Origin of the sequence: Streptomyces bottropensis ATCC 25435 (genome assembly GCF_000383595.1) — a bacterium.
Classification (GTDB): domain Bacteria; phylum Actinomycetota; class Actinomycetes; order Streptomycetales; family Streptomycetaceae; genus Streptomyces; species Streptomyces bottropensis.
Window position 1 is genome coordinate 1,060,157 of sequence record NZ_KB911581.1, and the last position, 24,777, is coordinate 1,084,933.

Sequence of the window (24,777 nt, forward strand, 5' to 3'; positions counted from 1 at the left end):
CGGCCGGGAGGGAGCCGCCTCCCGGCCGATCCGGGGCTGCGGGCCCGGGGGAATCGAGGTTGTCTGATGCCTTTTGGTGTACCTCTGCGCGTACGGGACGCCGTCCGGCGGGACACTACGCGCGGTGACGCGGAGCTGGCCGGGCGGGTGTGCAGCGAGCTTTCGGCGGATCTTCCGGACGAGGATCTGGGCGAGTGTCCCTCCGACGCGATGGACATGTACCGGATGGGGAGCAAGCCCCGGTGCGAGGAAGCCGAGTATCTGGGGATGGTGCGGGAGGCGATCGAGCGGATCGAGGAGGGAAGTTGAGCGGAGTGGGGGGAACGGGGCGGGACGGCATGGGACGGAACGGGACGGCCCTCAGGCGGTGATGTCCCGCCAGGCCGCCGGGATCGACTCCGCCACGTCGTGGGCGCCCGCCGGGGCGCCGTCGGCGGCGTAGCGGCCCGCCAGGCCGTGGACGTACGCCGCCACGCTCGCCGCGTCCAGGGGGGAGAGGCCGGCTGCCAGGAGCGAGCCCGCCAGGCCCGAAAGGACGTCACCGCTGCCGGCGGTGGCGAGCCAGGGGGTGCCGGTGGCGTTGACGCGGACCGGGACGCCTGGGTCCGGGGCCGCGACCAGGGTGGTGGAGCCCTTGAGGAGGACCGTCGCGTCGTAGGCGCGGGCCAGGTCGCGTACGGCGGTGAGGCGGGAGGCCTCGACCTCCTCACGGGAGATGCCGAGGAGCGCCGCGGCCTCGCCCGCGTGCGGGGTCAGCAGGGTGGGGGCCGTGCGGCCGCGGACCGTCTCGCGGTCGGTGAGACGGAGGCCGTCGGCGTCGAGGAGGACGGGGACGTCGGTGGAGAGCGCCTCGGCGACGGGGGCCGGGTCGTCGGCGGCTCCGGGGCCGGCGACCCAGGCCTGGACCCGGCCCGCCTTCTTCGGGCCCGTGTTCGACACCAGGGTCTCCGGGAAGCGGGCGAGGACCACGTCGCCGGCCGCGCCGACGTAGCGGACCGCGCCCGCGCCGCCGCGCAGGGCACCGGCGACCGCGAGGACCGCCGCGCCCGGGTAGCGGGCCGAGCCCGCCGCGATCCCGACGACCCCGCGGCGGTACTTGTCGCTCTCCTGGGACGGGTGGGGCAGGAGGGCGGCCACATCGGTGTGCTGGAGGGACTCCAGGGCGGGGGCGGCCGGGAGGGTGTCCGCCAGGCCGATGTCGATCAGGCGGACCGAGCCGGCGTGCTCGCGCGCCGGGTCGATGAGGAGGCCCGGCTTGTGGGTACCGAAGGTGACGGTCAGGTCGGCGCGGACGGCTGCGCCGTGGATCTCGCCGGTGTCCGGTTCGATGCCGCTCGGGAGGTCCACGGCGACGACGATGGCGGGGGAGGCGGCGGCCAGGTCGGCCAGGCGGGCGGCTTCGGGGCGCAGGCCGCCCTTGCCGCCGATGCCGACGATGCCGTCCAGGACGAGGTCGGCGCGGCCGATGAGGGCGGGGGCGGACGTGGGGGCGGCGGTGGTGCCGCCTGCCCGGAGGAGGGCGTCGAGGGCGGCGGGGTGGGTGCGGTCCGGGGCGAGGAGTACGGCGGTCACGCCCGCGCCTCGCCTCGCCAGGCGGGCGCCGGCGTACAGCGTGTCGCCGCCGTTGTCCCCGCTGCCGGTGAGGAGGACGACGCGGCTGCCGTAGACGCGGCGGGGGAGGACGTCGGCGCAGGCCGCGGCCAGGCCTGCGGCCGCGCGTTGCATCAGGGCGCCGGTGGGGAGGCCGGCCATGAGGGTGCGTTCGGCTGTGCGGACGGTTTCTACGCGGTGGGCTGAGCGCATGGGATGAGTCTGCCTTGTGTGGGGGCGGGGTGGGGTGGGGCGTTGTCGGGTGCGGGGCCGGTGGGGCTTCTCGCGCCCCTGGAGGGCGAGGGTGGCGCCCTGCGCTTTTCGGTTCGCAGGGGCTCTGGCTCGTGTGGTGTCGGGTGCGGGTGGGTGGGGGCTTCTCGCGCAGTTCCCCGCGCCCCTGGAAAAGCACGGGCTGCGCCCTGTGTTTTCCGAGCGTGGCGGAGCCCTCGGTTGTCGGGTGCGGGGCCACGTCCGGCCCGCGGTCGCCCCGTGGTGCGTACCCCCGAGTTGTGGCGCGCACCCCTCAGCCCTCCGCGATCACCACCGCCGACGCCACCCCCGCGTCGTGGCTCAACGAGATGTGCCAGGACTTGACGCCGAGCGCGGAGGCGCGGGACGCGACCGTGCCGGTCACTCGGAGGCGGGGCTGGCCGGAGGGCTCGACGTAGACCTCGGCGTCGGTCCAGCGCAGGCCGCTGGGGGCGCCGAGGGCCTTCGCGAGGGCCTCCTTCGCGGCGAAGCGGGCCGCGAGGGAGGCGGGCCCCCGGCGTTCCCCGCTGGGCAGCAGGAGTTCGCTCGGGAGGAAGAGACGGTCGGCCAGGCTGGGCGTGCGCTCCAGCGAGGCGCGGAAACGGTCGATCTCGGCGACGTCGATGCCGACTCCGATGATGGGCATGATCCGCACCCTACGGTGCCCCCGAGGCCTCACTCCACGGTCACGGACTTCGCCAGGTTCCGCGGCTGGTCCACCTCGTTCCCCCGCGCCGTGGCCAGTTCGCACGCGAAGACCTGGAGGGGAACCGTGGCGACCAGCGGCTGGAGCAGGGTCGGGGTCACCGGGATGCGGATCAGATGGTCGGCGTACGGGACGACCGCCTCGTCGCCCTCCTCCGCGATGACGATCGTGCGGGCGCCGCGCGCGCGGATCTCCTGGATGTTGGAGACGATCTTGTCGTGGAGCAGGGAGCGGCCCGCCGGGGAGGGGACCACGACGACCACCGGCAGGTCCTCCTCGATCAGGGCGATCGGCCCGTGCTTCAGCTCGCCCGCCGCGAAGCCCTCCGCGTGCATGTAGGCCAGCTCCTTCAGCTTCAGGGCGCCTTCCAGGGCCACCGGATAGCCCACGTGCCGCCCCAGGAACAGCACCGTGTCCTTGTCGGCGAGGGTGCGCGCCAACTCCCGTACCGGTTCCATCGTTTCGAGGACCCGCTCCACCTCGCGGGAGATGCGGGACAGGTCGCGGACCACCGCCCGGATCTCGTCGCCCCACTTGGTGCCGCGCACCTGGCCGAGGTAGAGGGCGACGAGGTAGCAGGCCACCAGCTGGGTCAGGAACGCCTTGGTGGAGGCGACGGCCACCTCCGGGCCGGCGTGGGTGTAGAGGACCGCGTCGGACTCGCGGGGGATCGTCGAGCCGTTGGTGTTGCAGATGGCGAGGACACGGGCGCCCTGCTCGCGGGCGTGCCGCAGCGCCATCAGCGTGTCCATGGTCTCGCCGGACTGGGAGATGGCGATGACCAGGGTGTGGGGGCCGAGGATCGGGTCCCGGTAGCGGAACTCGCTGGCCAGCTCCACCTCGCAGGGGATACGGGTCCAGTGCTCGATGGCGTACTTGGCGATGAGGCCCGCGTGGAACGCCGTACCGCACGCGACGATGACCACCTTGTCCAGCTCGCGCAGCTCCGCGTCGCGGATGCGGACCTCGTCCAGACTCAGGGCGCCCGCCGCGTCGATCCGGCCGAGGAGCGTGTCCGCGACCGCCTTGGGCTGCTCGGCGATCTCCTTGAGCATGAAGTAGTCGTAGCCGCCCTTCTCGGCCGCCGACGCGTCCCAGTCGACGTGGTACGAGCGGACCTCGGCGGGGCGGCCGTCGAACGTCGTCACCGTCACGCCGTCGCGGCGCAGCTCGACCACCTGGTCCTGGCCCAGCTCGATCGCCGAGCGCGTGTGGGCGATGAACGCGGCCACGTCGGAGGCGAGGAAGGCCTCGCCCTCGCCGACCCCGACCACCAGCGGTGAGTTCCGGCGGGCGCCCACGACCACGTCCGGCGCGTCCGCGTGCACCGCGACCAGCGTGAACGCCCCCTCCAGGCGGCGGCACACCAGCCGCATCGCCTCCGCGAGGTCGTCGCACGAGGAGAACGCCTCGGCGAGCAGGTGGGCGACGACCTCGGTGTCCGTCTCGGAGACCAGCTCGTGGCCACGCTCGGTGAGTTCGGCGCGCAGCGCGGCGAAGTTCTCGATGATGCCGTTGTGGACGACGGCCACCCGGCCCGCGTTGTCGAGGTGCGGGTGGGCGTTGGCGTCCGTGGGACCGCCGTGGGTGGCCCAGCGGGTGTGGCCGAGGCCGGTCGAACCGGTCGGCAGCGGCCGTCCGACCAGCTCCTTCTCCAGATTGACCAGCTTCCCGGCCTTCTTCGCGGCGGCCAGGCCCCCGTCGGCCAGGACCGCCACGCCCGCGGAGTCGTACCCCCGGTACTCCAGCCGCTTCAGCCCGGCCAGGACCACGTCGAGCGCGGACTGCGCGCCGACGTATCCCACGATTCCGCACATATCAACCCCTGTGTCGTACCGTTCGCGACCTGTCGTGTGCCCTGTGTGACTCTACGTGACGCCGGTGACGTCCGGTCAGCCCGCATATCGGGTGACTTCGCACGCGCATATCGGGTGACCGTACGCGCGGCGCCCCCTCTCGCGCGAGTACGGCACGTATCGCTGATCGCATGACGAGCCGACAAATGACGAACGGGTCCATGAGGTTCGGACCCATGAGATTCCGCGCCCTCGCCGTGTTACTGGCGGCCCTGGTGACCGCCCTTCCCGTCGGCGCCGTCGACGCCGCCGCGGCCGGACGCGTCGCGCGCGAGCCGGCCGCCCCCTCCGGCGACGGTCCCCTCGTCCCGGGCGTGCCGCCCGGCCCGCACCAGCCCTGGCAGATCGACACGCCGGACCAGGCGTTGCCGCCGCGGGTGTACGCGCCCGGCGCGGCGGAGGAGGCGGTGGAGCCGAGGCGCGCGGCGGCCGGGACGTACGACCTCATCGAGTACGTGCCGCTGAGCGAGGCCCAGGCGTTCGCCGGGGCCGAGGTGACCTGCACGAAGCTGACGGGCCCGTACCAGCGGCAGGTCGAGCGGTATCTGCGGCGGAAGGTGGACGGGAAGCAGTCGCGGGCCGACTGTCTGGCGATCCGGGCGTTCCAGATCAAGCAGCGCATCAAGCCGGCGATCGGCTTCGCGGGGCCGGTGACCTGGGCGCGGATGCAGTTGCTCGCCGCCCGCAAGAACCCCAACGCGGCCGGGAAGTGCCCGGTGCGGACGTACCGCGTGGCGTGTGTGGATCTGTCGCGGCAGCTGACGTGGGTGCAGAAGGGGAAGAAGGTGGTGTTCGGGCCGGTGCCGATGCGCAGCGGGCGGAAGGCGTACCCGACCCGTGCGGGGTGGCACAAGGTCTACTGGAAGCACAAGAACCACTGGTCGACGCTCTACAACACGCCTATGCCGTACAGCCAGTTCTTCAGCGGCGGCCAGGCGTTCCACGCGGTGTACGGGTCCATCTACACGGAGATCGGGTCCATGGGGTGCGTGAACCTGCGGCTGGCGGACGCCCGGGCCCTGTGGGGGGTGCTGAAGACGAAGGACCGGGTCTTCGTGTGGGGGAAGCGGCCGGGGAAGTGAGGCGGGTGGGGGCGGGGTCGTTCGTACGTCATGGGCCGCGCCCGTTCGAAGGGGACTTCCGTGGCTCTGAGACACTGGGGCCGACATGAGTGAGACAGCACCTGCGCGGAGCGCGCCCCTGCGGGCCCGTGCCGAGATCGATCTGGATGCCCTGCGGGCCAATGTGCGCACGTTGCGTGCGCGGGCCGCGGGTGCCGAACTGATGGCCGTGGTCAAGTCGGACGCGTACGGCCACGGTGCGGTGCGGTGTGCCCGGGCGGCCGTCGAGGCGGGGGCGACCTGGCTGGGGACGGCCACACCGGAGGAGGCGCTGGCGCTGCGGGCGGCGGGTCTGTCCGGGCGGCTGATGTGCTGGCTGTGGGCGCCCGGCGGGCCCTGGCGCGAGGCGGTCGAGGCGGATCTCGACGTCGCGGTCAGCGGGATGTGGGCGCTGCGGGAGGTCACCGACGCCGCCCGTGCCGCGGGTCTGCGCGCGCGGGTGCAGCTCAAGGCCGACACCGGGCTCGGCCGCAACGGCTGCGCGCCCGGCGACTGGCCGGAACTCGTCGCCGAGGCGCTGCGGGCCGAGGCCGAGGGACTGGTGAAGGTCACCGGACTCTGGTCGCACTTCGCCTGCGCCGACGAGCCGGGGCACCCCTCCATCGAGGCCCAGCTCACCCGCTTTCGCGACATGGTCGCCCACGCCGAGGAGCAGGGCGTCCGCCCCGAGGTGCGGCACATCGCCAACTCGCCGGCCACGCTCACCCGCCCGGACGCGCGCTTCGACCTCGTACGGACGGGCATCGCGGTGTACGGCATCTCGCCCAGCCCGGAACTGGGCAGCGCGGCCGATCTGGGCCTGCGTCCCGTCATGCGGCTCAGCGCCTCGCTCGCGCTGGTCAAGCACGTCCCCGGCGGCCACGGCGTCAGCTACGGACACCACTACGTCACCCCGGGCGCCACCACCCTCGGCCTGGTCCCCGTCGGCTACGCGGACGGCATCCCCCGGCACGCCTCCGGCGCCGGGCCGGTGCTCGTCGGCGGCAAGTGGCGGACGGTCGCGGGCCGCGTCGCCATGGACCAGTTCGTCGTCGATCTCGGCGGGGACGAACCCGTCGCCGGGGACGAGGTCGTGCTGTTCGGGGCCGGTGACAAGGGTGAGCCGACCGCCGAGGACTGGGCGCAGGCGGCCGGAACCATCGCCTACGAGATCGTGACGCGCATCGGAACCCGCGTCCCGCGCGTCTACGTCGATACGGGTGATTGAGCGGGCACGTGCGGCCACGCGTGCGGCCCCCGAGTATGTGATCACGGGTGTCCGGCGCGGGTGCGCCGGAGTGTGATCCGGGGCACGTCCGGGTGCGGGCATGAGCGGTCGGTGCCCGAACACGAGTAAGTGAAAGACGAAGGACTGGAAACTCCGTACACATGCGCGGAGCGCCAGCGGTAGCGGGATCGACAGCAGGACCGGACGTCGGCGAAGAGGAGCGGGACGTGAGCGAGAGCAGCGCGGAGGCCGTGGAGGCCGTCGCGAGCGCGGCCGCCGCCTCGGCCGCGTCCGGCGACGGGATCTGGCGCAGAGCGGGTGTCGCCGGGGCGGCGATAGGCGTGGTCGCGGCGGGCGCGGCGGCCGGCGTCGCCATAGAGCGGCTCACCGTCGGGCGCGGGATGCGCCGCAGGGCCCAGCTCGCGCTCGACTCCACCGGCCCGTACGGGGGGCTGCGCGGCACCCCCGGCAAGGCGTACGCCGACGACGGCACCGAGCTGTACTACGAGGTCGACGACGTCGAGCCCGAGGCCGGGCTCTCGCCCCGCAGGCGTCGGCTGTTCGGCCGCAAGGCCCCGGCCCCGGTCACCGTCGTCTTCAGCCACGGCTACTGCCTCAACCAGGACTCCTGGCACTTCCAGCGGGCCGCGCTGCGCGGTGTCGTGCGGACCGTGCACTGGGACCAGCGCAGCCACGGCCGCTCCGGCCGGGGCGCGGCCCAGGTGCAGGACGGGCAGCCGGTCACCATCGACCAGTTGGGGCGCGACCTCAGGGCGGTCATCGACGCGGCGGTGCCCGAGGGGCCCATCGTGCTCGTCGGCCACTCCATGGGCGGCATGACCGTCATGGCGCTGGCCGCGCACTGCCCGGAGCTGATCCGCGAGCGGGTCGTCGCCGTCGCCCTGGTCGGGACGTCGTCGGGGCGGCTCGGCGAGGTCAACTTCGGGCTGCCGGTCGCGGGCGTGAACGTGGTGCGGCGGGTGCTGCCGGGGGTGCTGAAGGCGCTGGGGCAGCAGGCCGCGCTGGTGGAGCGGGGGCGGCGGGCGACCGCCGATCTGTTCGCCGGGATCATCAAGCGGTACTCGTTCGCCTCGCGGGACGTCGACCCGGCGGTGGCGCGCTTCGCCGAACGGATGATCGAGGGCACGCCGATCGACGTGGTCGCCGAGTTCTATCCGGCGTTCACCGAGCACGACAAGACCGAGGCGCTCGCGGCCTTCGCGGAGCTGCCGGTGCTCGTGCTGGCCGGGGTCAAGGATCTCGTCACGCCGAGCGAGCACAGTGAGGCGATCGCCGATCTGCTGCCGGACGCGGAGCTGGTGCTCGTCCCCGACGCGGGGCATCTGGTGATGCTGGAGCACCCGGAGGTGGTGACCGACCGGCTCGCGGACCTGCTCACCCGTGCGGGGGCCGTGCCGGCGGGGGCTACGGTAAGTGGCTATGGAAGCGCCAGCAGCACCGCACGTCCCGGGTGAGTCCGGGCCTTCTCTGCGGATCACCGTACATTCTCCCGACCGGATGCTGGAGCTGGGCCGTCGCCTGGCCGAGCTCCTGCGCGCGGGCGATCTCGTGATGCTCAACGGGGAGTTGGGCGCCGGGAAGACGACACTGACCCGGGGGCTCGGGGAGGGGCTCGGGGTGCGGGGTGCGGTCACCTCGCCGACGTTCGTCATCGCCCGGGTGCATCCGTCGCTGGTGGAGGGGCCGCCGCTCGTCCATGTCGACGCGTACCGCCTGGGCGGCGGGCTGGACGAGATGGAGGACCTCGATCTCGACGTCTCGCTGCCGGATTCGGTGATCGTGGTCGAGTGGGGCGAGGGCAAGGTCGAGGAGCTGGCGGACGACCGGCTGCATGTCGTCATCCACCGGGCCGTCGGCGACACCACGGACGAGGTACGGCATGTGACCGTCACCGGACTGGGTGAACGGTGGGGGGCCGTGGAGCTGGGCGTGCTCGCGGCGTGACGCTCCGCCGAGGCGGGGCGTGGTCCCGCGCTGTGCTCCCGCCGCGGGTTCCGACGGGGTGTCGGTAAGTGTTGCGCAGGTCGTCCTCGGCGTGGTCACATGGTGACCAGTCCTTGGTTAGGTCTACCTAACTTGGTTCGCCGGTTGCACCAGGAGGCGTCCATGTCGACAGCGGAACGTAGGCCGAGGCCCTCCGGGGTGGGCGGAGTGTCGATGCGGGACCTTCTGGCTTCCTGTGCGGCGGCGAGGGCGGTTTCGACCCCGCCGCCTGCTCCGCCGGTGGCTCCGCCTGTGACTCCACCGGTCAAGGGTGAGGGGCGGCGGGGCGGGCAGAATCGGTGCCGCGAGGCTGCTTAGCGCTCCGGGAAGGGGTGGTTTCGGGCGATTCGCGGCTGCGGGTGGGTGGGGGCTGGTCGCGCGGTTCCCCGCGCCCCCGAACGGGCCGGCGATCCCCTGACCGGTGACCAGGACGGCCGCCGGGCTACTCGACCACGACCACCTTGGTGCCGATGCCTGCGAACTGCCACATCGCCTTGCCGTCCTTGCGGGCCTCCCGGATGCCGCCCGTCCTGGTGGTGGGGTCCGGTTCGGGGGTGGAGCCGTCCACCGCCGCGCTGAAGCCGATGGAGACGCCGTCGACCGTGGCGAAGCGGACGACGTTCTCGATGGGAGTGCCGTCGGAGCCGGTGACGGCGGCCGAGCGGGACGTGACCGTGTAGGTCGCGGGGGTGGGGTCGACCGTGCTGGGGGTGACCTCGAAGGTGCGGGTGACCTTCTCGTTCGCGCCGACCAGCCAGACGCGGTCGCCGTCCAGGGAGTAGACGACGCGTTCGCCGCTGCCCGAGTCGTCGGGCAGGATCTTCCGCGTGTCCTTCTTCTCCTCGCCGGGGGTCTTGGACTTCGGAAGCGCCGAGGACTTGGAGGGGGACGGTTTCCCGAGGTCGTCGGGCACGTGCGCCGACGCCTGATAGGCGAGGAAACCGACTGCGGCGACGGCCGCCGCGGTGAGCCCGGCCACGAATACCGAGCTGCTACTGGCCACCTTCTGCGTCCACCTCTCGTACCCACGTACGCCCTTGAAGCACGTCTGTGCTGTGACGGTAGCAGCAGAGGGGACGTGTACCGGGTCGGCCGTGGCCCGGCCCGAAGCGCCGTAGGCTGTTTGCGTGCTCTTGCTCGCTCTGGATACCGCCACCCCCGCCGTCACCGTCGCGCTGCACGACGGGACGGACGTCGTCGCCGCGTCGAGTCAGGTGGACGCCCGGCGCCACGGGGAACTGCTGCTGCCCGCCGTCGACCGGGTTCTCGCCGAGGCGGGCACCCGCCTCGACGCCGTCACCGGCATCGTCGTGGGCATCGGCCCCGGCCCGTACACCGGGCTGCGCGTCGGCCTCATGACCGCCGACACCTTCGGCCTCGCCCTCGGAGTCCCCGTCCACGGCCTGTGCACCCTCGACGGGCTCGCGTACGCGGCCGGCGCCGAGGGGACGGTCGAGGGACCGTTCGTGGTGGCGACGGACGCCCGGCGCAAGGAGGTGTACTGGGCGCGGTACGCGGACGCGCGCACGAGAACCACCGAGCCGGCCGTCGACCGGCCCGCCGACATCGCCGGCACGGTCGCCGGACTGCCCGCCGTCGGCGCCGGGGCGGTCCTCTACCCCGACACCTTCCCGGACGCCCGCGCGCCCGAGCACGTCTGCGCCGCCGCCCTCGCGGCCCTGGCCGCCGAGCGGCTCGCGGCGGGCGGGGAACTGGAGGCGCCCCGGCCGCTGTACCTGCGCCGACCCGACGCCCAGGTGCCCAAGAACTACAAGGTGGTCACCCCCAAGTGACGACTCCGGTGCTGCGCGAGATGCGCTGGTGGGACATCGAGCCCGTCCTGGAGCTGGAGAAGGACCTCTTCCCCGAGGACGCCTGGTCCCGCGGCATGTTCTGGTCGGACCTCGCCCACGCGCGCGGACCCCACGCGACCCGGCGGTACTACGTCGCCGAGGACGCCGACGGCCGGATCATCGGCTACGGGGGCCTGGCCTCCGCCGGGGACACCGCCGACGTACAGACCATCGCCGTCGCCCGGGAACACTGGGGCACCGGCCTCGGCGCGCTGATCCTCACCGAGCTGCTGCGGGCCGCCACCACGTTCGAGTGCGCCCAGGTGATGCTCGAATGCCGGGTCGACAACGTCCGGGCCCAGAAGCTCTACGAACGCTTCGGCTTCGAGGCGATCGGCTTCCGCCGCGGCTACTACCAGCCGGGGAACGTGGACGCCCTCGTCATGCGCCTCAACGACCCTTCCGCATCCGTACAAGGAACCGAGATCAATGGCTAGGTCCATGGCTGACGAACCGCTGGTTCTGGGGATCGAGACCTCCTGCGACGAGACCGGTGTCGGTGTCGTGCGCGGGACGACCCTGCTGGCCGACGCGATCGCGTCGAGCGTCGACGAGCACGCCCGCTTCGGCGGGGTGGTGCCCGAGGTCGCCTCCCGCGCGCACCTGGAGGCGATGGTCCCGACGATCGACCGCGCGCTGAAGGAAGCGGGGGTGAGCCCGAAGGACCTCGACGGCATCGCGGTCACCGCCGGGCCGGGCCTCGCGGGCGCCCTGCTGGTGGGCGTCTCGGCGGCCAAGGCGTACGCGTACGCGCTCGGCAAGCCGCTGTACGGCGTCAACCACCTCGCCTCCCACATCTGCGTCGACCAGCTGGAGCACGGGGCGCTGCCCGAGCCGACGATGGCGCTGCTGGTGTCGGGCGGACACTCGTCGCTGCTGTTGTCCACCGACATCACCTCGGACGTACGGCCGATGGGCGCGACGATCGACGACGCGGCCGGCGAGGCCTTCGACAAGATCGCCCGCGTGCTCGACCTCGGCTTCCCCGGCGGCCCGGTCATCGACCGGTACGCCAAGGAGGGCGACCCGACCGCGATCGCCTTCCCGCGCGGCCTCACCGGTCCCCGCGACCCCGCCTACGACTTCTCCTTCTCCGGCCTGAAGACCGCCGTGGCCCGCTGGATCGAGGCCAAGCGGGCGGCCGGCGAGGAGGTGCCGGTGCGGGACGTGTCGGCGTCCTTCCAGGAGGCCGTCGTGGACGTGCTGACCCGCAAGGCCGTGCGCGCGTGCAAGGACGAGGGCGTCGACCACCTGATGATCGGCGGCGGGGTGGCCGCCAACTCCCGGCTGCGGGCGCTGGCGCTGGAGCGCTGCGAGGCGGCCGGGATCCGACTCCGGGTGCCCCGGCCCAAGTTGTGCACCGACAACGGGGCGATGGTGGCCGCGCTGGGCGCCGAGATGGTCGCCCGCGGGCGGGCCGCCTCCGACTGGGACCTGTCGGCGGACTCGTCGCTGCCGGTGACCGATCCGCATGTGCCCGGACGCTCCGCCGGACACGGACACGGACACGGACACGGACGCGGACACGGTCACGACCACGGCCACGACCATGTGCACGAGGTCAGCAAGGAGAACCTCTACTCGTGACCGTCGCGCTGATGTGGGAGGCCCGGGCGGCGGAGGGCCGCGGCGGGGAACTCCTCGCCTGGGCGCGGGCCCAGGAGCTTCCCGTGCGGCCACTGCGGCGCGAGACCCTGCGCGCGCCCGGTGAGCGGGTGCTCGTCATCACCTGGTGGGACGCGGACTACGACACCGAACTGCCGGAACTGCCCGAGCCGGGCGGGGAGTTGGTCAGTCGGGCGGTCCACCGGTGGAGGTTCGAGTCGCTGGACGGGTGAGGCGGCGGTACCGGCGTTCCCCGAGGCCGTCCAGGGCGGGGAGGGCGAGCGCGAGAAAGAGCAGCGGGACGCCCCCGACCAGCAGCACCGTGTGTGTCGGCCGGTCGGTGAGGACCATCCCCAGGTCGAGGACGAACATGACGGCCGCGACGACCAGGCTCGCGACACCCGCCCGCCGCGCCGCCGTGCGCCGCCGCGCCCCCCGCTCGATGCGCGCCTCCACCTCCGGCCGCGTCTCCGGTGAGGTGAGCCCGAGCCGCAGGGCGGTGGCGCACAGGTCGGCGACCTCGGCGATCGGGTCGGCCGGCCGGTACTCGTCGAGGTGCGGGAGGCGGGCCCGGCGCCCGTCGGAGGCGTAGAGGTACCCCGACCAGCGGGGGACGCCGCCTCTGTTGTCCTCGACCCGGATGCCGTAGATGTCCGGCCACGCCCAGCGGCGCGTGCGGAGCGGTCCCCGTACGGTGACCCCGTCGGCCGTGACCGACGTCCGCGCCCGCCACTGCTCCAGCACGACCCGGCTCACCGTGGCCACCCAGGCGGCCACGGCCAACACGTTCCAGCCCGACGGGCCGAGCGTCGCCATCGCGTGCAGCGCGCTCGCGATGACCAGTACCCCCGCGACCAGCGTGGTGAGGAAGGTGTTCGGTGGACAGTGCCGTGACCGGGCGGTCATGCTGACCCCCACCCCATCCACGTCCGGGACTCCAAGGACACCACCCGCCCCCACCTCGGCCCCGCCCCCTCCGCCTGGGCCACCTTCGTCGCGTTCGCGGCGGCCCGGGCGGACTGAGCACCCTCAGTTCTGCACGGCCTGGACCTCCGTCTCGCAGTGCAGCCGGCGGTCCGGGCCGACTTCATGGACCGGGCCCGTCAGGGTCAGCCGTGCCCGGTGGCGGATGTCCACGCTCGACGCGCCCAACCGCAGTTCCAGGTCGCCCGGTTCGACCACGCGCCGTCCCGAGCGGGCCGCGAAGGACGACACGTCGGGGTGGAAGCGGAACGTGACCCGGCGGGCGGCACCCGGCTCCAACTCCACACGCCGGTAGGCGATCAGACGGACGTCGGGGCGGGTCACGGAGGCCACCGGGTCGTGCAGGTACAGCTGGACGACCTCCGCGCCCGCCCGCTCACCGGTGTTGCGGACGGTCAGCGACACGTCGTACGCGCCGTTCCCGTCCGTGGTCATCCCGGTGCCCTCCTCCGCGAAGTCCGTCCACGCGAACGTCGTGTACGAACCGCCGTGCCCGAAGGGGTAGAGCGGGGTCGGGTCGATGCTGCTCGCTCCGCCCAGCAGGCCCATCGGCGGCTGGAGGTACGTCCACGGCTGGCCCCCCGGCCGTTGCGGGACGCTCACCGGTAGACGGCCGGACGGGGAGACACGGCCCGACAGCACGCCCGCCACCGCCGGGCCGCCCTCCTCCCCGGGGAAGAACGCCTGCACCACGCCCGCCAGTTGACCGTGCCAGCGGCCGAGCGCGTACGGGCGCCCGGTGAGCAGGAGCGCCACCACCGGCGTACCCGTGGCGAGCAGCGCGTCCAGCAGTTCGGACTGGACGCCCGGGAGCCGTAGATCCTCCGCGTCGCAGCCCTCACCGGAGGTACCCCGGCCGAAGAGGCCCGCCCGGTCGCCGAGGACCGCCACACAGACGTCCGCCTCCGACGCGCGGGCGACCGCCTCGGCGAAACCGCCGGTGTCGTCGCCGTCCACGTCGCTGCCCGCCGCGTACGTGATCTTCGCGTCCGGGAGTTCGGTGCGCAGCGAGGCGAGGACGGTGGGGATCTCGATGCCCAGAGGGGTGCCGGGGTGGGCGGGCAGGACGTGGGAGGGGAAGGAGTAGCAGCCGAGCATGGCGAGGGGGTCGTCGGCGCGGGGGCCGACCACGGCGATACGGATGTCGGGGGCCAGGGGGAGGACGGCGTCGGGGTTGTCCAGCAGGACCACCGACTCCTCGGCCAGACGGCGGGCCAGGGCGCGGTTCGCCGTGGAGTCGAGCCTGATCCGGTCCTCGGCGGGCTCCGGCGTCCAGTCCTCGTCCAGCATGCCCAGCTCGCACTTCTGGAGCAGGACCCGGTGGGCGGCCCGGTCGACCAGCGCCTCCGGGATCTCGCCCGCGCGGACCGCCTCCAGCAGGGGCTCGCCGAAGCAGCGCAGGGACGGCAGTTCCACGTCGAGGCCGGCCGCCAGCGCCGCGTGCGCGGCCTCCGCGCGGCTTCCCGCCACGCGGTGGTTCGTCTCCAGGAAGCCGACGGCGAAGTAGTCGGAGACGACCGTGCCGGTGAAGCCCCAGGTGTCGCGCAGGAGTTCGGTGAGCAGCTCGGGGTCCGCCGAGACCGGGACGCCGTCCGTCTCCGTGTACGCGGCCATCACCGAGCGGGCACCGCCCTCGCGCACCGCCATCTCGAACGGGGGCAGGGTCACGTCCGCGAACTCCCGTACCCCCGCGCGTACGGGCGCGTGGTTGCGGGCGCCTACGGACGCGGCGTACCCGGCGAAGTGCTTCAGCGTGGCCACGATCCCGGCCGACTCCAGGCCACGGACATAGGCCGTGCCGACCGTGCTCACGAGGTACGGGTCCTCGCCGATCGTCTCCTCGACCCGCCCCCAGCGCGGGTCGCGGACGACGTCCAGGACGGGGGACAGACCCTGGTGGACGCCGACGGCGGCCAGGTCGTGGCCGATGTGCCGGGCCATCTCCTCCACCAGCGCCGGGTCGAAGGTCGCGCCCCAGGCCAGGGGGACCGGGTAGGCGGTGGCGTGCCAGGCCGTGAAACCGGCCAGGCACTCCTCGTGGGCGACGGCGGGGATGCCGAAGCGGTTCGCGGCCATGATGCGGCGCTGGGCGCGGGCCAGTGCCACCGCGCCCAGCGCCGGGTCCACAGGGGCCGTGCCGAAGACCCGCGTGAGCTGGCCGAGACCCCGGGTGATCAGCTCGTCGAAGTCGAACGCCTCCGTCATGCCCTGCTCGTCGGGGGCGATGTCCTCGCCGGTCGAATCGCTTTTCACCCACACGCCGTACAGCTGGGCGGTCTTCTCCTCCAGGGTCATCCGGGAGAGAAGGTCGTCGACCCGGGCCGCTGCGGGCAGGGCGGGGTCGCGCCAAGGGGCCGTGGTCATGAAACTCCTTTGGTGGGTTGGCGAGTTTCAGTCGCGACGCTGCGATGAGGGGTCACTTGCCGCCCACTCCCATCAGCCCGCCGACCAGCGCCCGTCGCGCCACCAGGTACACGGCGAAGATCGGGATGCCGGACAGGACGACCGAGGCGAGCAGGGCGGGGATGTTGACGCCGAACTGGCTGACGTAGTTGAACAGGCCGAGGGTGAGCACGCGCGGGCCGTCGGACTGCGTGAAGATCAGCGGGAAGAGGAAGCCGTTCCAGGCCTGGAGCGCCGAGAAGATGACGACCGTGCTGATGCCGCCCTTGGCCAGCGGGATCGTCAGCTGGAAGAGCGTCCGCAGGGGCGAGGCGCCGTCCAGGGCCATCGCCTCGTACAGGTCCTCCGAGACGTCGCGCAGGGTGCCGACCAGGACCAGGACCGAGACGGGCATCGCGAAGGCGGCCGTCGGCAGGATGACGGCCAGGAGGGTGTCGTAGAGGTCGAGCTTCGCGATGAGCAGATACAACGGCACCACCACGGCCTGCGCCGGGATCGCCACGCCCAGGAGGAACAGGCGGAAGGCGGCGTTCGACCAGCGGTCACGGGTGCGGACGGTGACGTAGGCGAGAGGGATGGACAGGGTCAGGACGATGCCCACCACCGAGACCGCGACGATCGCCGTATTGCTCAGCAGATGACCGAAGCCGCTGGTGAGGACGGTGTTGTAGTTGTCGAGGGTCGGGTTCGTGGGGGGCTTGAGGGGGTTGCCGGTCAGGGCCTTGTCCGCGCCGGTGAGGGACGCCGACAGCATCGCGTAGATCGGGACCAGGACGATGACCAGCCAGACGAAGGCGCCGAGACCCGCGACCGGGTTGGCGCGCCTCGTCCAGTGACGCCGGCGGCGGGGGGTGTTCACGCGCTCGCGCGAGGGCTCGTCGGTCCTCGCGGGGCGTGCCAACGTGTCGTGTGACACTGCGTCACATCCCTTCGCGGGTGCTGCGCATGGCGCCGAAGCCCGACAGCCGGACCAGGACCAGCGAGAGGCCCGTCGCGGCGATGACGAGGAACGACGCGATGGCGCTCGCGTAGCCGAAGTCGTACGTCTTGAAGCCCGCCTCGTACATCAGGTACGGCAGGATCGCGGTGTCCGTGCCGGGGCCGCCCTTGGTGAGGATCAGGACCGTCTCGAAGTAGGTCAGGGAGCCGACGACCATCAGGACCGTGGACGTGGTGATCGTGTGCCGCAGCTGCGGCAGTGTGATCGAGAAGAACTGGCGGTAGCGGCCGGCGCCGTCGATGGCGGCGGCCTGGTAGAGGACCTCGGGGATCTGGCGGGCCCCGCCCTGGTAGATCAGGGTGTGGAAGGGGATGAACTGCCAGCCGCCGACGAACACGATCGCGAGGAACGCGCCGCTCTGCGAGCCCAGGGTGTCCGCCTGGATGATGCCGAAGTTCGGGTCGAGGAGGGCGTAGAAGAGGATCGCGATGGCGGTGGAGGAGAGCAGGAACGGCACGAAGAACACCGCGGAGAGGATCGCGCGGTTGCGCTGCCGGCCCGCGGCCCAGACCCCGAGCAGCAGGGCGACGACCGTCTGGAAGACCCAGCTGGCGACCGTCAGGACGACGGTCAGCCACAGGGACTGACCCATCCGGGGGTCGTCGAAGAGTTTCCGCCAGTTGTCGAGACCGACCGGCCGCGGGTCGCCGAGGCCGTCCCAGCTGGTGAAGGAGAGGTAGAGCGCCAGGGCCATCGGGACGACCGCGAAGAACGTGAAGAAGAGGACACCGGGGAGGGCCCAGGCGGCGTGCGGACGGCCGGCGCGGCTCGCACGGTGTACCGGCCCCTTCCGCGCCGCCGGGGCCTTCTCGACCGTGACGGTCACTTCAGCCCCTTGCACGCCGTCACGAACTCGCTGGGCGAGGACTTGCCCGCGAACAGCTTGCCGATCTCCGTGTGCATCTTGGTGCCGAGGCCGTCGCCGAGCGCCTGGTCCCAGGAGAGCGTGAAGGCGGGGGCCTTCTGCACCATGTCGTACTGGAACTTCGCGTACTCGGGGTTCGGCGCGGAGGCGAGGAGGGCGGCCGCGTTCGAGGTGGTCGGCACGTCTCCGTTGTCGATCAGCGCCTTCGCGTACGCCTCCGAGGCGCAGTCCTTCAGGAAGCCGACGGCCAGGTCCTTGTTCTTCGTACGGGCGTTGACGGACCAGTAGTTGGTGGGGTTGCCGACGACGTTGCGGACGTCGCCCGTGCCGCCCTCGACGGTCGGGAAGGGGGCCCAGCCGAGGTCGCTCTTGGCGAAGTCGGGGAACTTGCCGAGCTGGGTCGAGTACTCCCAGGAGCCCATCAGGTGCATGGCGGCCTTGCCGCGCGCGAAGACCGCGGGGGCGCCGCCGTTGACGTACGACACCGAGGTGAACTTGGAGCCGAAGGCACCGTCGTCGATGAGTTCCCTGACCAGTTCGGCGGCCTTGAGGATCGTGGGGTTGCCCCAGCCGTCGGCGTCGCCGTCCTGGATGCGCTTGAAGACCTGAGGGCCGCCGAGACGGTCGACCAGGTACTCCAGCCACATCAGGTTGGGCCAGAGGTCGGAGCCGCCGAGGGCGAAGGGGGTGATCCTCGCCTTCTTGAGCTTGGCGTTGTTGTCGAGCAACTGGTCCCAGGTGGTGGGGGGTTGGAGCTTGTGCTCGGCGAAGACCGCCTTGTTGTAGAACAGGATCACCGGCTGCATGCCGCGCATCGGGATGCCGTAGTGGCGGCCCCCCAGGTCGCCGGCGGACAGGACCGAGGGCAGGAAGCCGTCCTTGAGGACCGGGTCGCCCTCGATGATGTCGGTGAGGTCGACGAGCTTGCCCGCGTCCTCGTACGGCTTGATCGAGCCGCCGCCCCAGTTGAAGAAGATGTCCGGGGAGCTGGGCGAGCCCATCGCCGTGCGGAGCTTGGGGGAGTAGTCGGAGCCGGGGACCTTCTGCAGCTTGATGGTGCCGCCGGCCTTCTTCGCCGCGGCCGACTTGTTGAACCGGTCGACGCTCGCCTGCTGGACCTTCACCGCGTCGTCGCCGTACACGAACGCGGTGAGCGTCTTGCCGTCCCCGCCGCCCGCTCCGCCGCCGGAGCCGCAGGCGGTGAGGCCGGTGCCCAGTCCCGCGGTGAGCAACGAGGCGGAACCGGCGCCGAGGAACCAGCGCCTGCTGAACGGCCTGGTGGCCGCACTGTCGCCGGTGACCTGGCCTCTACTCGACTCCATGAGAGCACCCTTCGCGCATGGTCGGACGTATGAATCTCTGCGAATGTTTCGGCTGGTACTTCGAATGTTCCGGGAACGTATGGCCGTCGAAAGGGTTCGTCAAGAGGTCGCGCAGGGATACGATCCCGCTCATGAAGCCCGCGAAGCCTGAGGAAATCCAGACAAGAGCGCGTGCGTCCCAGTCCACGCAGACCGCGACGCTCGCCGAGATCGCCCGGCAGGCCGGCGTCTCGGCTCCGACTGTTTCGAAGGTGCTCAACGGCCGCGCGGACGTCGCGCCCGCGACCCGCACCCGCGTCGAGGAGCTGCTGCGCGAGTACGGCTACCGCCGCCGGCGTGCCGAGGCGAGCCGGTCCCCCCTCATCGACCTGGTCTTCCACGAGCTGGAGAGCGCGTGGGCGATGGAGGTCATCCGGGGCGTCGAGAACATCGCGCGGGAGGAGGGCCTGAGCGTGGTCCTCTCCGAGAGCGCGGGCCGTCTCACCCCCGGCCGCACCTGGGCCGACCAGGTCGCCGCGCGCCGCCCGCACGGGGTCGTCCTCGTGCTGTCCGGGCTCGACGAGTCCCAGCGGGCGCTGCTGACCAGCCGCTCCATCCCGTTCGTGGTGATGGACCCGGCGGGCGACCCCGGCGACGACGTGCCCTCGATCGGCGCCACGAACTGGCAGGGCGGCCTCGCCGCCACGCGCCATCTGATCGAACTCGGCCACCGGCGCATCGGTGCCATCAGCGGGCCCTCACGGATGATGTGCAGCCGCGCCCGGGTCGACGGCTACCGGGCCGCGCTGGAGACCGCCGGGCTGCCGGTCGCCGCGGATCTCATCAAGGCCGGGGACTTCCATCACGAGACCGGCTACCGGCTGGGCCTGGACCTGCTGCGCCGCCCCGACCGCCCCACGGCCGTCTTCGCCGGCAACGACCTTCAGGCCCTCGGCCTCTACGAGGCCGCCCGCGAACTGGGCCTGCGCATCCCGGAGGACCTCAGCGTGGTCGGCTTCGACGACCTCCCGGTCGCCCGCTGGGTGGGCCCTCCTCTGACGACGGTCCGCCAGCCCCTGATGAAGATGGCCGAAGCAGCCGCCCGCCTGGTCCTGGACCTGGGCCGGCAGGACACCTCGTCCACAGCGACCCGGGTCGAACTGGCAACAAGCCTGGTCATACGAAGCAGCACGGCAGCACCACCACCGGCACCCTGAAGGGGGCGCGGGGAACGGCGCGACGAGCGACTTTCTGGGGGCGCGGGGAACTACGAGATCAGCCACGACGGAGAACCTGATGTGGCAGACGCGCACCCGCCGCCGCGCAAGCGGCCTCCAGGGGCGCGGGGAACGGCGCGACAAGCCACAACGACGCGGCACCCGGCCACGAACCCGATCGGGCAGACGCGACCCCGTTTGCCGCGCGAGCGGCTTCTCAGGGGCGCGGGGAACGGCGCGACAAGCCACAACGACGCGGCACCCGACCACGCCCCGCACCCGGCACACGCCCACCCCGCCCCCGGCGACGCGCAAAGCGTCCTGGCCGGAAGTTGATGTATTGACGAGTGACGCAACCCGCTCCACACTCCTCCGCAGTCAATCGGATGCACAACCGAAACTTTCGGAGGCACCCGCAATGAGAACCCCCCATACCCCCAGAACCCCCCTGCGCGCCCGTCTCACCGCCCTGCTCACCAGCCTCACCGCTCTCACCGCCGCCGCCCTGCTCACCACCGCCCCCACCGCCCACGCCGCCGACCCGTCCCTGCGGGACCTCGCCGCCGCCAAGGGCAAGGGCATCGGCACCGCGGTGACCGGCTCCAAGCTCACCGGCACCTACGGCGAGATCGCGGCCCGGGAGTTCAACTGGCTCACCCCCGGCAACGCCATGAAATGGGCCTCGGTGGAGCCCACCCGGGGCAACTTCGACTGGACCGAGGCCGACCGGATCGTCGACTTCGCCGAAGCCCACGACCAGGACGTACGCGGCCACACCCTGGTCTGGCACAACCAGAACCCGAACTGGCTGGCGAACGGCACCTGGACACCCGCACAGCTCGGCCAGCTGATGAAGGACCACATCGCCCTGGAGGTCGGCCGCTACAAGGGCCGCCTCGCCGCCTGGGACGTGGTGAACGAGCCCTTCAACGAGGACGGCACCTACCGCCAGACCCTCTGGTACGACGGCCTCGGCACCGACTACATCGCCCAGGCCCTCACCGCCGCCCGCGCCGCCGACCCGGCCGCCAAGCTCTACATCAACGACTACAACGTCGAGGGCGTCAACGCGAAGAGCACGGCCCTCTACAACCTGGTCCGGGACCTGAAGGCACGCGGCGTCCCCATCGACGGCGTCGGTCTCCAGGCCCACCTGATCCTCGGCCAGGTCCCCGCCACCCTCCAGCAGAACATCCAGCGCTTCGCCGACCTGGGCGTGGACGTGGCCATCACGGAACTCGACATCCGCATGCAACTCCCGGCCACCCAGGCCAAGCTGGCCCAGCAGCGCACCGAGTACGAGACCGTGGTGAAGGCCTGTGTGGCCGTGACCCGCTGCACCGCCCTCACCGTCTGGGGCTTCACCGACTCCGACTCCTGGATCCCGGACACCTTCCCCGGAGAGGGCGCGGCGACCCCGTACGACGAGAACTACGCACCGAAACCCGCCTACCAGGGCATCGTGACGGCGCTCGGCGGCACGGTGACCGAGCCCCCAGTCCCGGCCGGCTGCTCGGCGGCGTACACGGTCGCCAACCAGTGGAGCACCGGCTTCACCGGCAACGTGACGATCCGCTGCGCCGCCGGCTCCTCGCTCTCCTCCTGGCGGCTCAACTGGACCTTCGGGGCCGGACAACAGCTCTCCCAGGCCTGGAACGCGATCTGCACCCAGACCGGCGCGGCCGTCAGCTGCTCCAACGCCTCCTGGAACGGCGGCGTACCGAGCGGCGGTTCGGTGAGCTTCGGCTTCAACGGCACCTGGAGCGGCACCAATCCGGTGCCGACCGTGACCCTGGGCTGAGAAATCTGAGAATTTCCGAAGGAAAAGCGGCGGGTAGTTTCTCGCCGTAACAATTCGGACGTACGTTCATGTGTGTGACTGGTGAAGGAAACGAGCGCGGAACCGAGGACGGCGGGGACGAGAACGGCGGGGACGCGGTCAGACGGCGGCGCCGGCTGAGGTTCGCCGGTCTCGCCCTCGCCGGCGTCCTCGTCCTCGGTGCGAGCGGGGCCGGCTGGGCGTTCTGGCGGCTCAACGACAACATCACCGGCGTCGACATCAACAGCGCGCTCGGCGACGACCGTCCCGCGAGGATCGGACCGACGGCGTCACCCGAGGCGTCGGCCACCGCTGCCGAGCCCCTGCCGAGCGGCGCGCTGAACATCCTCGTCCTCGGCTCCGACTCCCGCAGCGGCAAGGAGAACGCCGCGCTCGGCGGCGGCGACGAGGGCGCGGGCGCCCGCTCGGACACGGCGATGGTCGTCCACATCGACGAGGGCCGCACCGGGGCGACCGTCGTCAGCATCCCCCGCGACACCCTGGTCACCCGCCCGTCCTGCCCGCTGGAGTCGGGCGGTTCGATGGCGGTGGCGTCCCACGTGATGTTCAACAGCGCGTACGCGGTCGGCGGCCCGGTCTGCGCGGTCAAGACCGTCGAGTCGATGACGGACGTCCGCATGGACCACTACATGGAGATCGACTTCGCCGGCTTCGCGAAGCTCGTCGACGCCCTCGGCGGGGTCACCGTCACGACGGACGAGGACATCGACGACGAGGACAGCCACCTGGAGCTGGCCGCCGGCACCCACCATCTCGACGGCGAGCAGGCCCTCGCCCTCGCCCGCACCCGCCACGGCATCGGCGACGGCAGCGACCTCGGCCGTATCGGCCTCCAGCAGATGCTGGTGAAGGCCCTGCTGGACCAGATCTCCTCGACCGACCTCCTGACGAACCCCGCCCGGCTCTACCGGGCCGCCGACGCGGTCACCGCGAGCCTGACGACGGACACCGGCCTCGACTCGCTCACGGAGCTGGTGCGCCTCGGCCAGAGCCTCAAGGGACTGTCCTCCGCCGCCACCACGACCGTGATGATGCCGGTCGCGCCGGCCCCCTACGACGGCAACCGGGTGGTGGCGCGGGAGCCGGACGCGGGCAAGCTGTGGGAGTCGCTGAAGTAGCGGCCTGAGCGCGGCCCGAGCGCGGCGAACAAACTTCTCCGGGAAATTCCGGCGGTCGTGTCGATCCGGGGTGCGACCGTTCGACGCATGGGTGAGAGTCGGGGAGAAGCCCCGGCCGCCGACGCACCTGGAGTCACCATGCCGCGCTATCTGTCGATGGTCCGGATCGACGAGACGACCGCCCCCGCCGAGGGCCCGAGCCCCGAGCTGATGCAGCGCATGGGGGACCTGATCGAGGAGATGACCAAGGCCGGGGTGCTGCTGGACACCGCGGGTCTGTCCCCGACCGCGCAGGGCACGCGGGTGCACTGGGAGAGCGGGAAGCTCTCCGTCACCGACGGGCCGTTCACCGAGTCCAAGGAGGTCGTGGGCGGGTACGCGATCGTCCAGGCCAAGGACATGGCCGAGGCGATCGAGTGGACCAAGCGGTTCCTGAAGGTGCACGAGGAGCACTGGACGGTCACCTGCGAGGTGCGGGAGATCATGGAGGCCTGAGCCCGCTTGGCCGGGGCGCCGTCCGGGTGTCTGATGGTGGGCTGTGACCTCACAGCCCACCGCCGCGTCCGGTCCCGCGTCCGGTCCCGCGTCCGGTCCCGCGTCCGGTCCCGCCCCCGACCCCCGCGTCGCCATCGAGACCGTCTTCCGCATGGAGTCGCCCCGGCTCATCGCCGGGGTCACGCGCATCGTGCGGGACGTCGGGATCGCGGAGGAACTGGCACAGGACGCGTTGGTCGCGGCCCTGGAGCAGTGGCCGCGCGACGGTGTGCCCGACAATCCCGGCGCGTGGCTGACGGCCACCGCCAAGCACCGGGCGATCGACCTCGTGCGCCGCCGGGAGCGGTACGCGCGCAAGCTCGCCGAGGTGGGCCGGGACCAGGAGGCGGCGGGACCGTACCTCGACCGGCCGTCCGACCCGGACGACATCGACGACGACCTGCTCCGCCTCGTCTTCACGACCTGCCACCCCGTGCTCTCCGCCGAGGCCCGCATCGCCCTCACCCTCCGCCTCCTCGGCGGCCTGACCACGCCCGAGATCGCCCGAGCCTTCCTGGTCCCCGAGCCGACGATCGCCCAGCGCGTCGTCCGCGCCAAGCGCACCCTGGCCACGCGCAACATCGCCTTCGAAGTGCCGTACGGCCCCGACCGCGAGGCCCGCCTCGACTCCGTGCTGGAGGTCATCTACCTGATCTTCAACGAGGGGTACGCGGCCACCGCCGGCGACGACCTGCTGCGCCCGGCCCTGTGCGAGGACGCCCTCCGACTGGCCCGCGTGCTGGCCCAGTTGATGCCCAAGGAACCCGAGGTGCACGGCCTCGCCGCGCTGCTGGAGCTCCAGGCGTCACGGGCCGCCGCCCGCACGGGACCCTCCGGGGCGCCGGTCCTGCTCGCCGACCAGGACCGCCGCCGCTGGAACCGCCCGCTCATCGCCCGGGGCTTCACCGCCCTGGGCCGCGCCACCGCCGCCGCGCCGGGCGCGCCGGGTCCGTACGCCCTCCAGGCCGCCATCGCCGCCTGCCACGCCCAGGCGTACACCTACGCGGAGACGGACTGGCCGAAGATCGCCATCCTGTACGCCCTGCTGGCCGCCCGCGCCCCGTCCCCCGTGGTGGAGCTGAACCGCGCGGTGGCCGTCTCCATGGCCGAGGGCCCCGGCCCCGCCCTGGAGATCGTGGACGGTCTCGCCGCCGAACCCGTGCTGCGCGACTACCACCTGCTGCCCAGCGTGCGCGGGGATCTGCTGCGGCGGCTCGGCCGCACGGAGGAGGCGCGCGCCGAGTTCGCACGGGCGGCCGGGCTGGCGCGCAACGAGCGGGAGCGGGCGTTGCTGCTGGCGCGGGCGGAGGAGGGCGCGTGAGGG

Annotated in this window: 25 protein-coding genes; 16 read left to right on the forward strand and 9 right to left on the reverse strand. The window is 72.3% G+C overall.

Annotation, left to right across the window (positions count from 1 at the left end):
- Positions 1–66 precede the first annotated feature (66 nt).
- Positions 67–309: a hypothetical protein gene (locus tag STRBO_RS0104885; protein WP_005481193.1), complete on the forward strand. Its 243-nt coding sequence runs from the start codon at positions 67–69 to the stop codon at positions 307–309.
- Positions 310–360: 51 nt separating this feature from the next.
- Here STRBO_RS0104885 and STRBO_RS0104890 read toward each other — a convergent pair whose 3' ends face one another.
- The 3 genes from STRBO_RS0104890 to glmS all read right to left on the reverse strand — a co-directional run bounded on the left by STRBO_RS0104890 (position 361) and on the right by glmS (position 4,362).
- Positions 361–1,803 (reverse strand): NAD(P)H-hydrate dehydratase, encoded by a 1,443-nt coding sequence (locus STRBO_RS0104890; protein ID WP_202499720.1) that lies wholly within the window; start codon positions 1,801–1,803, stop codon positions 361–363.
- Between the two features lie 310 nt (positions 1,804–2,113).
- Positions 2,114–2,485, reverse strand: a complete 372-nt coding sequence (locus STRBO_RS0104895; RefSeq protein WP_028796463.1) for a holo-ACP synthase — start codon at positions 2,483–2,485, stop codon at positions 2,114–2,116.
- Between the two features lie 29 nt (positions 2,486–2,514).
- On the reverse strand, positions 2,515–4,362 hold the full coding sequence (gene glmS, locus STRBO_RS0104900) for a glutamine--fructose-6-phosphate transaminase (isomerizing) (RefSeq protein WP_005481187.1): 1,848 nt from the start codon (positions 4,360–4,362) through the stop codon (positions 2,515–2,517).
- 215 nt (positions 4,363–4,577) lie between these two features.
- Between glmS and STRBO_RS0104905 the strand changes: the two genes are divergently transcribed.
- The 5 genes from STRBO_RS0104905 to STRBO_RS44410 all read left to right on the forward strand — a co-directional run bounded on the left by STRBO_RS0104905 (position 4,578) and on the right by STRBO_RS44410 (position 9,051).
- Positions 4,578–5,483, forward strand: coding sequence for a L,D-transpeptidase (locus STRBO_RS0104905; protein WP_020113858.1), 906 nt, complete (start codon positions 4,578–4,580; stop codon positions 5,481–5,483).
- 85 nt (positions 5,484–5,568) lie between these two features.
- On the forward strand, positions 5,569–6,729 hold the full coding sequence (gene alr / locus STRBO_RS0104910) for an alanine racemase (protein WP_005481185.1): 1,161 nt from the start codon (positions 5,569–5,571) through the stop codon (positions 6,727–6,729).
- A 227-nt stretch (positions 6,730–6,956) separates the two neighbouring features.
- On the forward strand, positions 6,957–8,204 hold the full coding sequence (locus STRBO_RS0104915; protein ID WP_005481182.1) for an alpha/beta fold hydrolase: 1,248 nt from the start codon (positions 6,957–6,959) through the stop codon (positions 8,202–8,204).
- On the forward strand, positions 8,170–8,694 hold the full coding sequence (tsaE, locus tag STRBO_RS0104920) for a tRNA (adenosine(37)-N6)-threonylcarbamoyltransferase complex ATPase subunit type 1 TsaE (protein WP_078531463.1): 525 nt from the start codon (positions 8,170–8,172) through the stop codon (positions 8,692–8,694). The genes STRBO_RS0104915 and tsaE overlap by 35 nt, the downstream gene beginning before the upstream one ends.
- Before the next feature lie 162 nt (positions 8,695–8,856).
- Positions 8,857–9,051 (forward strand): hypothetical protein, encoded by a 195-nt coding sequence (locus tag STRBO_RS44410; protein ID WP_078531462.1) that lies wholly within the window; start codon positions 8,857–8,859, stop codon positions 9,049–9,051.
- Positions 9,052–9,175: 124 nt separating this feature from the next.
- On the opposite strand, the gene STRBO_RS0104925 is transcribed toward STRBO_RS44410, so the two are convergent.
- On the reverse strand, positions 9,176–9,736 hold the full coding sequence (locus STRBO_RS0104925; RefSeq protein ID WP_028796464.1) for a hypothetical protein: 561 nt from the start codon (positions 9,734–9,736) through the stop codon (positions 9,176–9,178).
- 124 nt (positions 9,737–9,860) lie between these two features.
- Here STRBO_RS0104925 and tsaB point away from each other — a divergent pair, with 124 nt between their 5' ends.
- From tsaB to STRBO_RS0104945, 4 genes are read left to right on the forward strand one after another with little or no spacing between them, the layout of a single operon-like run.
- On the forward strand, positions 9,861–10,526 hold the full coding sequence (gene tsaB, locus STRBO_RS0104930; RefSeq protein WP_005481177.1) for a tRNA (adenosine(37)-N6)-threonylcarbamoyltransferase complex dimerization subunit type 1 TsaB: 666 nt from the start codon (positions 9,861–9,863) through the stop codon (positions 10,524–10,526).
- A complete protein-coding gene (gene rimI, locus STRBO_RS0104935) occupies positions 10,523–11,023 on the forward strand; it encodes a ribosomal protein S18-alanine N-acetyltransferase (protein ID WP_020113860.1) in 501 nt (166 codons plus the stop codon). The genes tsaB and rimI overlap by 4 nt, the downstream gene beginning before the upstream one ends.
- Before the next feature lie 4 nt (positions 11,024–11,027).
- A complete protein-coding gene (gene tsaD / locus STRBO_RS0104940; protein ID WP_005481174.1) occupies positions 11,028–12,173 on the forward strand; it encodes a tRNA (adenosine(37)-N6)-threonylcarbamoyltransferase complex transferase subunit TsaD in 1,146 nt (381 codons plus the stop codon).
- A complete protein-coding gene (locus STRBO_RS0104945) occupies positions 12,170–12,424 on the forward strand; it encodes a hypothetical protein (protein WP_005481173.1) in 255 nt (84 codons plus the stop codon). The genes tsaD and STRBO_RS0104945 overlap by 4 nt, the downstream gene beginning before the upstream one ends.
- On the opposite strand, the gene STRBO_RS0104950 is transcribed toward STRBO_RS0104945, so the two are convergent.
- Positions 12,378–13,097, reverse strand: a complete 720-nt coding sequence (locus STRBO_RS0104950) for a PH domain-containing protein (protein ID WP_005481172.1) — start codon at positions 13,095–13,097, stop codon at positions 12,378–12,380. The two genes, STRBO_RS0104945 and STRBO_RS0104950, sit on opposite strands and share 47 nt — an antisense overlap.
- Before the next feature lie 15 nt (positions 13,098–13,112).
- Here STRBO_RS0104950 and STRBO_RS41370 point away from each other — a divergent pair, with 15 nt between their 5' ends.
- Entirely contained in the window at positions 13,113–13,214 is a 102-nt protein-coding gene (locus STRBO_RS41370; RefSeq protein ID WP_078531480.1) for a DUF397 domain-containing protein, read from the forward strand.
- A 6-nt stretch (positions 13,215–13,220) separates the two neighbouring features.
- Here the strand turns inward: STRBO_RS41370 and STRBO_RS0104955 are convergent, their stop codons facing one another.
- From STRBO_RS0104955 to STRBO_RS0104970, 4 genes are read right to left on the reverse strand one after another with little or no spacing between them, the layout of a single operon-like run.
- The gene (locus STRBO_RS0104955; protein WP_005481170.1) at positions 13,221–15,539 is read right to left on the reverse strand and encodes a beta-xylosidase/alpha-l-arabinosidase; all 2,319 of its coding nucleotides are present in this window, start codon (positions 15,537–15,539) and stop codon (positions 13,221–13,223) included.
- Between the two features lie 52 nt (positions 15,540–15,591).
- On the reverse strand, positions 15,592–16,494 hold the full coding sequence (locus STRBO_RS0104960; RefSeq protein ID WP_028796466.1) for a carbohydrate ABC transporter permease: 903 nt from the start codon (positions 16,492–16,494) through the stop codon (positions 15,592–15,594).
- A gap of 4 nt (positions 16,495–16,498) precedes the next feature.
- Positions 16,499–17,404: a carbohydrate ABC transporter permease gene (locus STRBO_RS0104965; protein ID WP_005481167.1), complete on the reverse strand. Its 906-nt coding sequence runs from the start codon at positions 17,402–17,404 to the stop codon at positions 16,499–16,501.
- On the reverse strand, positions 17,401–18,765 hold the full coding sequence (locus tag STRBO_RS0104970; RefSeq protein ID WP_005481166.1) for an ABC transporter substrate-binding protein: 1,365 nt from the start codon (positions 18,763–18,765) through the stop codon (positions 17,401–17,403). Before STRBO_RS0104970 ends, STRBO_RS0104965 begins: the two co-directional genes overlap by 4 nt.
- Positions 18,766–18,896: 131 nt before the next feature.
- On the opposite strand from STRBO_RS0104970, the gene STRBO_RS0104975 reads away from it, so the two are divergent.
- The 5 genes from STRBO_RS0104975 to STRBO_RS0104995 all read left to right on the forward strand — a co-directional run bounded on the left by STRBO_RS0104975 (position 18,897) and on the right by STRBO_RS0104995 (position 24,774).
- Positions 18,897–19,961: a LacI family DNA-binding transcriptional regulator gene (locus tag STRBO_RS0104975; protein ID WP_005481165.1), complete on the forward strand. Its 1,065-nt coding sequence runs from the start codon at positions 18,897–18,899 to the stop codon at positions 19,959–19,961.
- 418 nt (positions 19,962–20,379) lie between these two features.
- Positions 20,380–21,762: a glycoside hydrolase family 10 protein gene (locus STRBO_RS0104980; RefSeq protein ID WP_005481160.1), complete on the forward strand. Its 1,383-nt coding sequence runs from the start codon at positions 20,380–20,382 to the stop codon at positions 21,760–21,762.
- A 68-nt stretch (positions 21,763–21,830) separates the two neighbouring features.
- Positions 21,831–22,919 (forward strand): LCP family protein, encoded by a 1,089-nt coding sequence (locus STRBO_RS0104985; RefSeq protein WP_005481159.1) that lies wholly within the window; start codon positions 21,831–21,833, stop codon positions 22,917–22,919.
- A 138-nt stretch (positions 22,920–23,057) separates the two neighbouring features.
- Positions 23,058–23,414: a YciI family protein gene (locus tag STRBO_RS0104990; RefSeq protein ID WP_005481157.1), complete on the forward strand. Its 357-nt coding sequence runs from the start codon at positions 23,058–23,060 to the stop codon at positions 23,412–23,414.
- 43 nt (positions 23,415–23,457) lie between these two features.
- A complete protein-coding gene (locus STRBO_RS0104995; protein ID WP_005481154.1) occupies positions 23,458–24,774 on the forward strand; it encodes an RNA polymerase sigma factor in 1,317 nt (438 codons plus the stop codon).
- Positions 24,775–24,777 lie beyond the last annotated feature (3 nt).

Coding starts and splice junctions, on each gene's coding strand:
- STRBO_RS0104885 (WP_005481193.1), top strand. CDS start 67: ATGCCTTTTGGTGTACCTCTGCGCGTACGGGACGCCGTCCGGCGGGAC.
- STRBO_RS0104890 (WP_202499720.1), bottom strand. CDS start 1,803: ATGCGCTCAGCCCACCGCGTAGAAACCGTCCGCACAGCCGAACGCACC.
- STRBO_RS0104895 (WP_028796463.1), bottom strand. CDS start 2,485: ATGCCCATCATCGGAGTCGGCATCGACGTCGCCGAGATCGACCGTTTC.
- glmS (WP_005481187.1), bottom strand. CDS start 4,362: ATGTGCGGAATCGTGGGATACGTCGGCGCGCAGTCCGCGCTCGACGTG.
- STRBO_RS0104905 (WP_020113858.1), top strand. CDS start 4,578: ATGAGATTCCGCGCCCTCGCCGTGTTACTGGCGGCCCTGGTGACCGCC.
- alr (WP_005481185.1), top strand. CDS start 5,569: ATGAGTGAGACAGCACCTGCGCGGAGCGCGCCCCTGCGGGCCCGTGCC.
- tsaE (WP_078531463.1), top strand. CDS start 8,170: ATGGAAGCGCCAGCAGCACCGCACGTCCCGGGTGAGTCCGGGCCTTCT.
- STRBO_RS44410 (WP_078531462.1), top strand. CDS start 8,857: ATGTCGACAGCGGAACGTAGGCCGAGGCCCTCCGGGGTGGGCGGAGTG.
- tsaD (WP_005481174.1), top strand. CDS start 11,028: ATGGCTGACGAACCGCTGGTTCTGGGGATCGAGACCTCCTGCGACGAG.
- STRBO_RS0104950 (WP_005481172.1), bottom strand. CDS start 13,097: ATGACCGCCCGGTCACGGCACTGTCCACCGAACACCTTCCTCACCACG.
- STRBO_RS0104955 (WP_005481170.1), bottom strand. CDS start 15,539: ATGACCACGGCCCCTTGGCGCGACCCCGCCCTGCCCGCAGCGGCCCGG.
- STRBO_RS0104970 (WP_005481166.1), bottom strand. CDS start 18,765: ATGGAGTCGAGTAGAGGCCAGGTCACCGGCGACAGTGCGGCCACCAGG.
- STRBO_RS0104975 (WP_005481165.1), top strand. CDS start 18,897: ATGAAGCCCGCGAAGCCTGAGGAAATCCAGACAAGAGCGCGTGCGTCC.
- STRBO_RS0104980 (WP_005481160.1), top strand. CDS start 20,380: ATGAGAACCCCCCATACCCCCAGAACCCCCCTGCGCGCCCGTCTCACC.
- STRBO_RS0104985 (WP_005481159.1), top strand. CDS start 21,831: ATGTGTGTGACTGGTGAAGGAAACGAGCGCGGAACCGAGGACGGCGGG.
- STRBO_RS0104990 (WP_005481157.1), top strand. CDS start 23,058: ATGCCGCGCTATCTGTCGATGGTCCGGATCGACGAGACGACCGCCCCC.